The 12,191-nt window shown below is 68.2% G+C and carries 9 protein-coding genes; 4 read left to right on the plus strand and 5 right to left on the minus strand.

Annotation, left to right across the window (positions count from 1 at the left end):
• Together Q1V87_RS12400 and Q1V87_RS12405 are read right to left on the minus strand one after the other, a co-directional pair.
• Positions 1-354: aminopeptidase P N-terminal domain-containing protein (locus tag Q1V87_RS12400; protein ID WP_300593348.1), on the minus strand; the 354-nt coding region annotated here is incomplete at its 3' end.
• A 32-nt stretch (positions 355-386) separates the two neighbouring features.
• Positions 387-1,409, minus strand: coding sequence for an endonuclease/exonuclease/phosphatase family protein (locus Q1V87_RS12405; protein ID WP_300593351.1), 1,023 nt, complete (start codon positions 1,407-1,409; stop codon positions 387-389).
• A gap of 83 nt (positions 1,410-1,492) precedes the next feature.
• Here Q1V87_RS12405 and Q1V87_RS12410 point away from each other — a divergent pair, with 83 nt between their 5' ends.
• Positions 1,493-2,356, plus strand: coding sequence for a PHP domain-containing protein (locus Q1V87_RS12410; protein ID WP_300593354.1), 864 nt, complete (start codon positions 1,493-1,495; stop codon positions 2,354-2,356).
• Between the two features lie 189 nt (positions 2,357-2,545).
• On the opposite strand, the gene Q1V87_RS12415 is transcribed toward Q1V87_RS12410, so the two are convergent.
• Positions 2,546-2,980, minus strand: coding sequence for an SHOCT domain-containing protein (locus tag Q1V87_RS12415; protein ID WP_300593357.1), 435 nt, complete (start codon positions 2,978-2,980; stop codon positions 2,546-2,548).
• A 100-nt stretch (positions 2,981-3,080) separates the two neighbouring features.
• A complete protein-coding gene (locus tag Q1V87_RS12420) occupies positions 3,081-4,523 on the minus strand; it encodes a DEAD/DEAH box helicase (protein WP_300593360.1) in 1,443 nt (480 codons plus the stop codon).
• Positions 4,524-4,705: 182 nt separating this feature from the next.
• On the opposite strand from Q1V87_RS12420, the gene Q1V87_RS12425 reads away from it, so the two are divergent.
• Complete coding sequence (locus tag Q1V87_RS12425; protein ID WP_300593363.1) at positions 4,706-5,425, plus strand: ferritin-like fold-containing protein; 720 nt, start codon at positions 4,706-4,708, stop codon at positions 5,423-5,425.
• Positions 5,426-5,439: 14 nt separating this feature from the next.
• Here Q1V87_RS12425 and Q1V87_RS12430 read toward each other — a convergent pair whose 3' ends face one another.
• The gene (locus Q1V87_RS12430) at positions 5,440-5,664 is read right to left on the minus strand and encodes a DUF3107 domain-containing protein (protein ID WP_300593366.1); all 225 of its coding nucleotides are present in this window, start codon (positions 5,662-5,664) and stop codon (positions 5,440-5,442) included.
• Positions 5,665-5,761: 97 nt separating this feature from the next.
• Between Q1V87_RS12430 and Q1V87_RS12435 the strand changes: the two genes are divergently transcribed.
• Positions 5,762-8,905, plus strand: coding sequence for an ATP-dependent DNA helicase (locus Q1V87_RS12435; protein WP_300593368.1), 3,144 nt, complete (start codon positions 5,762-5,764; stop codon positions 8,903-8,905).
• A partial coding sequence (locus tag Q1V87_RS12440; protein WP_300593371.1) for an ATP-dependent DNA helicase occupies positions 8,902-12,191 on the plus strand: 3,290 nt, incomplete at its 3' end. The genes Q1V87_RS12435 and Q1V87_RS12440, both read left to right, overlap by 4 nt.

The raw sequence follows: 12,191 nt of genomic DNA on the forward strand, positions 1-12,191 counted from the left end.
GGGAAGCGGGTCCATCACGAGGATCGCGCCGGGTTCGGCATCCGACCCCCAGCCGGTCAGGTGCGAGAAGGCTGAGTGGGCCCGGAACCGGTAGTCGGTGTCGTTCGAGCGCTGCTTGAGTTCACCAGCGGGAAAGACCAGCCGCTCGCCGGGGAAGGCCGCCGACAGCGCGGCTCGGCGACGCGCCGCGAACGCTGCCCGGGCCCGGGCAGGAGGGAGCGTCTCGGGTCGCTCAGCCCAACCCGTTGAGATCGTGTCGAGGAAGCCCTGCGGAAACGGCTGCTTGCGATTCGTCGTGCTGTTTTCGGTCGCCGCAGTCGTTGTCGTGGCTTCGCTGTCGCCGGTCGTGCTCATTCCCCCAGTCTCGCACGGGCACATCTCGCAGGTCAGGGGGTGGCTGGCTCCAGTTGCACCACGAGCGGCCGGTGATCGCTCCCACTGCTGTCCACAGACGAGAGGACGAGCGATCCGGTTACCGTCCACGCGCCCGTTGTCATGACGTGGTCGATGGCGGTGCCCAGCAGTGGCGGCCACGCCGTGCTCCAGGTGCCGACGGCTCCCGTGCCGCTGGCGGCCGCGGCATCCCGGCAGCGTCCGAGTTCGCCGCCATCGACACCGAGTCCACCGAAGTGGTCGAGCGTCGCGTTGAAGTCGCCGGCCATGATGACGTTGTCGGCGGCGCACTGGTCGCCGAGCCAGCGGAGGTCTGCTCGCCAGTCCTCCATGTAGTCGGCGCGGGGCGCGACGGCGTGTGCTGCCACAACGATCGGGCCGAGCCCCGAGATGGGCATCGCGACGGCGCTTGGCACCGTGGATGTCGTGCTCGTGCCCTCGACCGACGACTCGATCACGGCGTAATCTCCGAGGTCGGGGGTGATGAGGAGGGTCGTCGATCCGGCATCCCACGGGGTCGACGGGTCCTTCGCGTGGTGTGCCCACATCGGATGCCCGAGCTCACGCATCTCGATGGCCACCTGCTCGCCGGTCTCGATCGTCGTCTCGGGAAGGGCGACGATGTCGGCATCCATCGCGACGGCCAGGCGCGCGATCTCATCAGCCGATGTCGCAGGCCCCGCGGTGTTCCAGGTCATGACGCGGATCGCGGTGTCGGTCTTGGCAGGAAGGCCCTCTGTGCCGATGCCGCGACCCAGCACGACTGCCCCGTTCGCGACGACACCGACCAGCGCGACGATCAGGACGGTGACGGCGAGCGGACGGGTCGACCGAGCGAACGACGCGAACAGGGCGATGATGCCGGCCGCCGCGAGAGCGAGCACGATCACTCCGCGGAAGGCGATGATCTGCGCGATCGGTGCCAGGCGTTCGACCCGGAAGAAGTCGGGAGCGGTGAGCACAGCGACCACGGCGATCCAGATCACCGCAACGAGGATCCCCAGAGCTCGACGCACGTCCGCGAGCCTATGACAGCGGTCTGAGAGATACGTACGAGCCGCGCCGCGGTGCGCTGTGCGTGCGGCGCTAGGCTCGAACGGTGGACGACGAGCGGCTCTTCGAGGGACCCGCCGACCTGCATCTCCACTCGACGCAGTCAGACGGGACTGACGCGCCGGCTGACGTCATGCGGGCAGCTCACCGTCACGGCCTGCGCATCGCCGCCCTGACCGACCACGACACCGCTGCGGGCTGGGCAGAAGCAGCCGAGGCCGCCGCCTCCCTCGGCATGATGTTCGTGCCGGGCATGGAGATGTCAGCCCGTGACGACTGGCGCAGCGTTCATGTGCTCGCCTACCTCTTCGACCCCGACGACGAGCAGCTGCGGGCGATGACCGAGCGAGTACGGACGTCCCGGCTCGAGCGTGCCCGGATGATCTCGGATCGCATCGCCCGCGACTTCGACCTCGAGTGGGAAGACATCCTCGCGCAGACCTCCGACGGTGCCACCGTGGGTCGCCCCCACATCGCTGACGCGCTCGTCGCTCGCGGACACGTGCAGGATCGCGACGAGGCTTTCCGCGGCATCCTCAGCCCTCGGAGCCCCTACTACGTCGCGCTGTTCGCCCCCGACCCGGTCACCGCGGTCCGGCTTATCGTCGCAGCCGGGGGAGTGCCGATCCTGGCGCACCCCGCCGGACGGGCAGGGCCGTTCCCTGCGCCGCTGGTGAATCGGATGCTGGATGCCGGGCTCGCCGGCTTCGAGCTCGGCCACCGCGACAACACCGCCGCCGGCATCCGTCAGCTGGAGCCGCTGGTTGCCGAGCGCGACCTCATCGTGACGGGCTCGAGCGATTACCACGGCCTCGGCAAGCCGAACGTGCCGGGCGAACACACGACGGACGCCGCGATGGTCGAGCGCATCCTCGCCACAGGCCACGGGAGTGCGCCGGTCTACCCGTAGCTCCGGGCCCCTGCGCCGGGCATAGACCTCACCGAGCTTCGCAGGATTGCGCGAAATCCGCAGTTACGGGCCGCAATCCTGCGAGGTTCGCGCGATTCTGCGAGGTTTGGATGCCGACCCGGCGCCTCGCAACACAGCGCAGCGCCCCCGCCTCGAGAAGAGACGGGGGCGCTGCGCGTGAGCGTCGGATCAGCCGAGGGCCTTGGCCTTCAACTGGTCGTACTCGGCCTGCGAGATGGTGCCAGCGTCCAGGAGAGCCTTGGCGCGGGCAATCTCCTCGGCGGGGCTGTGGGCCTTGCCGCCGGCGACCGACTGGATGTAGGCATCCTGGGCCTGCTTGATCTGCTCGGCCTCCTTCATGGAGCGCTCGCTCATGCCGCGTCCGCGGGCAATGAGGTAGACCAGCGCCGTGACGAAGGGGAGGAAGAGCAGGAAGATGATCCAGACGGCCTTCCACCAGCCGTTGAGCTTGTGGTCGCGGAAGAGGTCGCCGATGATCGCGAACAACACGAACAGGTACGCAACGAAGACGAAGATCCACAGGAACCACCAGATGAGGTCCCAGAACGAGCCCCAGAATCCCTGGTACTCGTATCCCGTCGTCACAGCTTCAAGAAATCGCATGACAGCCTTTCGGGGTTTTCGCGGCGCCATGCCGCAGCCATCACCTTAGCGCTGTCGGGTGTCTCGTTTCGAGAGCAACGCCCGCGTCGTTACGCGCAGATCAGGCTGCGTCGGGGCGGGGTCCGCGGCGTCGGCGGCGGCGACGCGGCGTCGTGGTGCCGTCGCGGTGCTCGGCGCCACCACCGTCGTGCGTGCCGGCGCCGTCGGCGGCGCGCGGCGGCGTCTCCGATGAGCCGTGCGACGTGTTCGCGCCCGACCCGCCGGATGAGCCGCCCCGAGAGCGGCGGCGCCGCGACCCAGATCGGCCGGTGGATGATGCTCCGCCCTCCACCGTCGAGACGGTCTCGGTGCGCGGCGCGGTTACGATGCGGCCCTTCGTCCCGGCGGGGATGTCGAGGTCGGTGTACAGGTGCGGGCTCGACGAGTACGTCTCGGTCGGCTCCGGCTGACCGAACTCCAGCGCGCGGTTGATGAGGGCCCACTTGTGCAGGTCATCCCAGTCGACGAAGGTCACGGCGATGCCCGTGCGCCCCGCGCGGCCGGTGCGGCCCGCCCGGTGCAGGTAGGTCTTCTCGTCATCGGGGATGGTGTGGTTGATCACGTGCGTCACGTCGTCGACGTCGATGCCGCGGGCAGCGACATCCGTGGCGATCAGCACATCCTTCTTGCCGGCCTTGAACGCTGCCATCGAGCGCTCGCGGGCCTCCTGGCTCATGTCGCCATGCACCGCCACCGCCGAGAATCCGCGGTCCTGCAGTTCGTCGACGAGCTTCTGCGCGGCCCGCTTGGTGCGCGTGAAGATGACGGACTTGCCACGGCCCTCGGCCTGCAGGATGCGGGCGATGACCTCGTCCTTGTCGAGCGAGTGCGCGCGGTAGACAAGATGACGGATGTTCGCCTGGGTGAGGCCCTCATCCGGGTCGGTTGCCCGGATGTGGATCGGGTTGCTCATGAACCGGCGCGCGAGAGTCACGATCTGGCCGGGCATCGTCGCCGAGAACAGCTGCGTGTGGCGGACGGCGGGCACGCGCTGGAAGATCTTCTCGATGTCGGGAAGGAACCCGAGGTCGAGCATCTTGTCGGCCTCATCGAGCACGACTTCAGTCGCGTTCGAGAGATCCAGGAGGCGCTGGCCGGCGAGGTCGATGAGTCGACCCGGAGTGCCGACGACGATCTGCGCGCCGGCCTTCAGCTGCTCGATCTGACCCTCGTAGGCCTTGCCGCCGTAGATAGCGACGACCGAGGTCGACCGGTTCTTGGTCAGCATGTCTATGTCTTCGTAGACCTGGACGGCGAGTTCCCGGGTGGGGACCACGATAAGTGCCTTCACGCCGTGTTCGGGGTCGAGCCCGAGTCGCTGTACGACCGGGATGCCGAAACCGAAGGTCTTGCCGGTGCCGGTCTTTGCCTGGCCGATGATGTCCTGGCCGGGAAGACCCAAGGGAATGGTCTGTTCCTGGATGGGAAATGCATCCACGATGCCGCGCTCGGCGAGCGCATCGACGATGTCTTGATCCACGCCGAGGTCGGCGAAAGTCGTCACAATAAAAGCCTGTCTGGCAGCCCCTGCTGCCGCTGGTGTCGGATCCACGCCCTTCACTCAGCCGCAGGCGCGGGGCTCCGGGCCTACGCCGGAGACGGCCTCAGTCTACCGGCGAGCGCTGGATGACCCCTCGGAGCGGCCTCGCCCGGCGGGTCGGCCCGTGCTGGCCCTAGGCTGTGTGCGTGGTGGACTGGAAGTTTTGGCGAAAGAGCCGTCCGCTGGCCGCGACGCTGTCGTTGCGGTCTCGGGGCGACTTCGGTGACGCGCATCGCGTCGATTTCGAAGAGCTCGCTCCCGACATCGACGTGTTCCTCGGCCAGGCTGCGTACCTGCAGCTCGGGTTTTTCGAGACCCTGAGCGAGCTCATCGCCGTGACCCCGTCGCTGGAGAAGAAGGAAGCGCTGTCGCGGGCTGCGGGGGCAGCGCTGACCAAGCACGAGGCTCTTGTCGACGTCATCCGTGATCGGGGAGATGACCCGACGGCGCTGATGCTCCCCTTCCGGGAACCGCTCGATCAGTTCCGCCGCGCCACCCACGGCGTGCGCCCGCAGGAGACCATGCTGTCGGTCCACATCATCGCCGGCATGCTCGACGACTTCTATCTCGCGCTGGCTGCGAGCTACGCAGAAACGGGGCGCCGCGTGGCGCGGATTCTCGGTGCGGATGCCGACCGTCAGGCCGTCGTGGAGATCCTTACCGAAACCATCGACAGCGACGACGAGTGGCGCTCACTGCTGGCAATGTGGGGACGTCGCCTGGTGGGGGACACGCTTTTGGTCGCGCGCGCGGCCCTGCGACCCAAGCAGCTTCAGGTGCAGGACGAGCAGAAGGTCGAGCCGGTCTTCACGCAGCTCATGGCGGCGCACTCGCGTCGGATGGACGACCTCGGGCTGGCAGCCTAGAAGCTCGGCTGCCCTCAGGCCACGAAGCCGACGCGGCGCGTTTCTTCGGTGCCGACCTCGACGTAGGCAAGTCCTGCGGTGGGAACGATATAGGCGTTGCCGCGCACGTCGGTGAAGGTGACGTGTGTCGCGCCGGAGTCCAGGGCCTGTGCGACGGACTGGCGCACGTCAGCGGCAGAATCGTTCGTCTCGAAGTTCAGCTCGCGCCCCGAATTCGTGATGCCGATGCGAATCTCCACGTTCCTGCCTTTCTCATGCCCCCGTGCGACCGGTGCCGTGGGTGCATGGCAACTCTACGACACCGTGATGTCCTCGGGGCTGGGTAGCGTCGTCGTTATGGATCGCTCGCAGGCACAGGTCGTCGCGCTGCCCGCAGATGCGAGCGGCCTGGTGGTTGGCGCCGCGGGCACGGGCAAGACATCCGCGATTCTCGAGCGTACGGCCCGGCTCCTTCGCGAAGGCGAGGTGCTCCCCGACGAGCTGCTGATCCTGACGCCGACGCGCCAGACCGCGACCGACCTGCGTGACCGCGTCACCGCTAACCTCGACATCGCAACGCCCGGCCCCTTGGCTCGCTCGATCGCGTCGTTCGCCTTCCAGATCGTGCGTTCACGCGCCGTCGCTGCGGGTGATCCACTTCCGCAGCTTCTCACCGCTCCCGATCAGGATGCCGTCATCGCGGATCTGCTCGAGGGTGACGAGGCCGACGCCGAGGAGGGAGCCTCCCGGTGGCCGGAGTCTTTGGGTACGGCAGTGCGCCGCTCCCGGGCTTTCCGGTCGGAGCTGCGGGCCTTGTTCGCGCTCGCGACCGAACTGGGCCTCGCACCCGACGACCTCGAACGTCTGGGTGCCGACCGCGCTAACGCGGTATGGGCAGCGGCGGGCTCCTTCTGGCGCGAGTACCGCTACGTGCTCTCCCGGCTGCGCCCAGCCCATCGCGACCCGGCCGAGATACTCCGTGAGGCCACCGATGCGCTGTTGCGCGGTGGCGACGCCACTGCGCAACGCGTTCTCATGGTCGACGATGTTCAAGAGCTCAGCTGGGGTGCGGTGGCGCTCCTGGAGGCTGCACACGCGCGAGGAGTCGCCGTGCTCGCGTTCGGGGATCCCGACGTCGTATCCGGCGCATTCCGGGGCGCCGGCCCCGAAACCTTCGCCCGGTTGACATCGATGTTCGCCGATCGCTACGTGTTGCGACGTCAGCATCGAAGCCGACCCGATCTCGTGCGGGTTGCCCGAACCGTCGCGGGATCGATCGGCACGGCTGGCGCGGTCGAGCACCGCCTTGCGCCGGATGCCGAGCTTACCGACGCCGCGGGCGAAACCGGCCAGATCTCGACGATGTGGGCAGCCTCTCCGCACGAGGAACTCGACGCGATTGCGCGGACACTGCGCTCCTGGCACCTGTCGGAGGGCCTACCGTGGGGCGAGCTCGCCGTCATTGCGCACGACACGCGCCAGGTCGCGAGGCTGACGGCTGAGCTGGCTGCGCGCGAGGTTCCGACGCGCGCAGCCAGCGCGGCACGACCGCTCGGAGAAGAACCCGCGGTGCGGGGACTGCTGCATCTGGTGCGTCTCGGGATGATGGCCCCCGCCGAGCGACCTGCCGACGAGGTGGCTGCGGCGTTGACCTCGCCCTTTGGTGGCCTCGACGCCATCGGATTGCGGCGCTTGCGTGCTGTGCTGCGGGCACACGAATTCGAGGGGGAGAGCAGACGCGCGGCCTCCGAGCTGCTCGCCGAGGCGATGGCTGAGCCCGCCGCCCTGGTTCTGATCGACACGCCGCAGGCACGCACTGCTCATCGCCTCGCACAGACACTTGCGCAGATCCATGCCGGCGCGGCCCGCGGCGACTCGGCGCATGAGCTGCTCTGGGTGGCGTGGGACAGGTCGCAGCTGGCAGGGCCGTGGCGGGAGCGGGCGCGCCTGGGCGGGGCGGAGGGAGCTGACGCTACCCGGTCATTGGATGCCTTGGTCGCACTGTTCGCGGCGGCCAAGCGATCGGCCGAGCGTGAGGATGAAGACCCCGCCAGGTTCTTTGCCGACATCCTCGGCAGCGAGGTGCCGGAGGACTCTCTCGCAGCCGCGCAGCGCCGGGGTGTCGTCGAGATTCTGACCCCGGCGGGCTCGTTGGGTCGGGAGTTCGAGGCGGTCGTGATCGCCGGCGTCCAGGACGGCATCTGGCCGAATACCCGGCTGCGCGGGAGCCTTCTCGATGGCTGGCGCCTCGCCGACGAGTCCGAAGTCTGGCGTCACGGCGGGACGCCGCTAGCTCTTGACGTTCTCGACCGCCGGCGCAGCGTGCTGCATGAGGAGCTGCGATTGTTCGAGCGCGCGCTCACGCGTGCTCGCTCGCGCCTCCTCGTGACCGCCGTGGACGACGAGGACCAGGCACCCAGCGCCCTGTTCTCGTACCTGCCGGAACCGCCGCCGCGCCGCTCGGATCGGCATCCGCTGACCCTCCGCGGTGCCGTTGCCAGCTTCCGCCGAACGCTCGTCGAGACGACAGACCCCGCTGTCGCGGAGCACGCCGCAACGCAGCTGGCCGCGCTGGCTCGGGCAGGGGTGCCCGGTGCCGACCCCGCGTCGTGGTATGGCGTGACCGCGCGCACGGGGGAGGGTGGCATCCATGATTTGCATCGCGCGCCTGTCTCTATCTCGCCGTCGCGCGTGGAGGCGTTCGAGGAGTGCGGGCTGGACTGGGCGATTCGGGAGCTCGGCGGTGACTCGCGAACCTTCTCGGCGGGCCTCGGTACGATCTTGCATGCTGCGATGGAGACCGCTCCCGACGGGACCTTCGAACTCCTCGATGCCATCGTTGAAGAGCGGTGGGGCGAGCTCGATTTCGAAGCCGACTGGCTTTCCAAACAAGAACGCCAGTGGGCTACGACTCTTACACGCCGGCTGGCGAGCTACCTGCGGGAATTCGCCGCGCGCGGGGGAGAAGTGGCCGGTGCCGAAGCGCGTTTTCGTATCGCGGTCGTCGCAGGCAGCGACGGGCCGTACGTCGAGGCGATCAGCGCGCCGGGGTCGCCTCCCGAGGGAACCATCGCGATCATCAGCGGGTCGATCGATCGCGTCGAGCGGTGGCTCGAGGATGCCGACCCTCGCGTTGCCGTGATCGACCTCAAGACAGGGCGATCCGAGGCGCGCGTTTCGGATGACAAGGTGGCGACCGACGCGCAGTTGGCGGCCTATCAACTCGCCGTGGGAGCCGGGGCGGTGCCTGGGGCTGAGCAGGGCCAGCTCGTGGGAGCTCGACTGCTGGTGCTCTCGAAGACGCTCAAGGGCTCCGACTACCGGATGGCGCAACAACTGCCGCTGGACGCTGACACCCGGTCCGCACTGCTTCACCGCATCGTCGCGGATGCCGAGGCGATGGCTGCCGACAGCTTCACCGCGTACCCCGACGCGCATTGCAACGACGATCACTTCGCGGTGTGCCGCCTTCATACCGTCAAGCCGGTGAGTGCCCCGTGACCGCGCTCACATCAGGCGGCGCGCACCCTGCGGCCCGCCTGTCGTCACTGCAGATCGCTGAGCTTCTCGAGCTGCCCCCGCCCACCCAGCCGCAGCAGCGTGTGATCGAGGCGCCGCTGTCTCCCGTCCTCGTGGTGGCGGGCGCCGGAAGCGGCAAGACCGAAACGATGGCGGCGCGGGTCGTGTGGCTCGTGGTCAACGGCATCGTCCGCCGCGACGAGATCCTCGGCCTGACCTTCACACGCAAGGCCGCGGGCGAGCTTGCCGAGCGGATCGATCGGCGGCTCGCCCGCATTGATGCTCTGACCCGCGCGGGCAGGATCGAGTCGGCGACCCAGATGGATGCCGAACACCTGCTTCTTCGCCCACGCGTGTCTACCTACAACGCGTTCGCGGACTCGCTCGTGCGCGAGCACAGCGCCAGGATCGGACGCGACCCCGATGCTGCGCTGCTGAGCCCCTCGGCATCCTGGCTGCTCGCGCGGCGCATTGTGATCTCCTCGCGCGATCCACGGCTCGCCGACCGTGAGGACCGGTTCGGCACTGTCGTCGACAGCCTGCAGCGGCTCTCCGGTGAGGTTCTGGATCACGGCGTCGACCTCGACGAGCTGGCGGCGTTCGGCGACCGTGTCGCGCGCACCATCGAGCCAGCCTGCAACCCGGCCTTGGCATCCCCCGGCGACATCGAGAAGTTCCACACGGCGATGAGCGCTCTTCCTCTTCTTGCCGGGCTTGTCCGTGACTACACGCGGGCAAAGGCTGCCCAGGGAACCGTCGACTACGCAGACCAGGTCTCGGGTGCCCTCCAGATCGTGACAGCTGCACCATCGGTTGCGGACGAGGTGCGAGGTCAGTACCGCGTTGTGCTGCTCGATGAGTATCAAGACACCTCGGTTCAGCAGACCCAACTGCTCGCCGAGTTGTTCGCCGACGGTGCGGTCATGGCGGTCGGCGACCCGCATCAGTCGATTTATGGCTGGCGGGGCGCCAGCGCAGACAACCTCGCGTCCTTCCCCGCAGCGTTCGCCCGCACCACCGCCTGCACGAACGTGGCCCTCATGACCAGCTGGCGCAACGACGCGCTCATTCTGGATGCTGCCAATGCGCTCATTGTCGACCACGGCGCTCGCGGCATCCAGATCCCGCCCCTCGAGCCTCGGCCTGGGGCGCCCGCCGGTCACGTGGGGCACGTGTATGCGAACACGATCGATGACGAAGCTGCAGAGGTTGCGACGTTTTTCGCACGGTTGCGCGCCGAGCATGAGGAAGCACTCAGAGGTCGGGGCGGCGATGCTCATTCGGGTGCCATCCTCTTCCGCACCAAGCGCCACATGACGGTCTTCGCCGACGCGCTTGCAGAGCGGGGGATCCCTCACCGCATCCTGGGTCTCGGTGGGCTGCTCTCCACTCCCGAGGTCGTTGACGTCGTCGCCGTGCTGCGCGTGTTGGACGATCCGCGTCAGGGGTCCGCGCTCATCCGCATCCTGTCGGGTCCGCGCTTCGGGGTGGGGTTGTCGGACCTGGCAGCCCTCCGCCGGCTCGCAGACACCCTTGCGCGGCGCGGGGCCGATCTCACTCCGCTTGCACCGGAGGTACTCGCACGGATGCGGGACTCGGTCGGGCCCGACGAACAGGCATCGATCGTCGACGCGCTCGACAGGATCCGATCGCTGCGGCCAGGCAGCGCACTGCTCTCAGAGGTCAGCCCCGAAGGCGTCGAGCGACTTCGGGGTGCATCCGGCATGTTTCATCGCCTGCGCGGTGTGCTCGGTGGTCCGATCCCCGAAGTGATCCGAGCAATAGAACGCGAACTGTTGCTCGATATTGAACTCGCGGCGAACGAGACTCGCGGCCCGGCAGGTCTTGCCACTGCGCAGCTGCGATCGTTCCTCGACGAGATCCAGGGATTCCTCGCCGTTGACGAGCGGGGGTCACTCTCGAGTCTGCTCGCGTGGCTTGACCATGCCGAAGAGACGGACGAGCTCATGCCGCGAACCGAGCCGCCCGAGCCGGGCGTCGTTCAGCTGCTCACCATCCACGGTGCCAAGGGATTGGAGTGGGACGCGGTCGCGGTTGTGCGGATGGTGCAGGACGAACTGCCGGCGCGGCCCCGGTCGACGCAGGGATGGATGGGGTACGGCACGTTGCCCTACCGGTTCCGCGGTGATCGTGCCGCACTTCCGGCGCTCGCGTGGGAGGAGGCGACGGACCGAAAGGCGCTACGGAGCGCGATCACGCAGTTCAAGGCGTCCGTCAAAGATCACCTCGCCGCTGAGGAGCGACGGCTGGCCTACGTCGCAGTAACCCGGGCGCGCAGTGATCTGCTGTTGACCGGCTCGCGGTGGGGAGGGCAGCGCGACCAGCGCGCTCCCAGCGTCTTCCTCGATGAGATCGGCGCCGCCCTGGGGTGGGAATCCACCGGCTCGACTGACGACAGCGCGAATCCCTACGAGGACCGCCGTGGGCCCGCGGTGACCTGGCCCATGGACCCGCTCGGGACACGCGCCGACCGGGTCCATCGCGCGGCGCAGCGAGTGCGACACATTCTGGATCGGTGGCAGACAGAGCCCTCCATCGAGCCGGACATCGAGCCAGACATCGATCCCGAGATTGTGCAGTTGCTGGCAGAACGCGACGAGCGTGCCGCGCTGCATCGTGCCGCCAGCGAGGGACCCCGCCGGGTCGCTGCCTCACGCTTCAAGGACTTCGTCGTCGATGCCGGCGCTGCGCTTGACGACTTCGTCCGTCCCATGCCGGAACGGCCATACCGCGCGACGACCCTCGGGACGCGCTTCCATGCCTGGGTCGAGTCCCGGTCGGGCAAGACGGGCCGCGGGTCGTCCCTGGACGATGCGCTGTGGGAGCTCGACCTCGACGACGAGGGCATCGACCTCGGCAGCGACGACGCTAGCGCCGCGGAATCAGAGGACGCGGCCCTGACCAGGCTCCAGGAGACATTCCTGCGCTCCGAATGGGCGGGGCTCGCTCCGATCGAGGTGGAGACAGAGATCGACATGTCGCTGCGCGGTGCGACGGGGGTGGAGCAGGTCATCTGCAAGCTCGATGCGGTCTACCGGCGTGAGGATCGCGGCGGAAGGATCGAAATCGTCGACTGGAAGACCGGTGCCCCGCCGCGATCGGAAGCCGACCGGAGCAACCGGATGCTGCAGCTCGCGCTGTATCGCCTCGCCTATCACAAGCGAACGGGCGTGCCCCTGGACGAGATCGATGTCGTGCTGTACTACGTCGCCGACGATCTCACGATCCGCTCCGACCGGGTCTACTC

The sequence above is a fragment of the Microbacterium sp. genome (assembly GCF_030149085.1).
In the GTDB taxonomy this organism is placed as follows: Bacteria; Actinomycetota; Actinomycetes; order Actinomycetales; family Microbacteriaceae; genus Microbacterium.

Coding starts and splice junctions, on each gene's coding strand:
- Q1V87_RS12415 (WP_300593357.1), bottom strand. CDS start 2,980: ATGCGATTTCTTGAAGCTGTGACGACGGGATACGAGTACCAGGGATTC.
- Q1V87_RS12435 (WP_300593368.1), top strand. CDS start 5,762: ATGGATCGCTCGCAGGCACAGGTCGTCGCGCTGCCCGCAGATGCGAGC.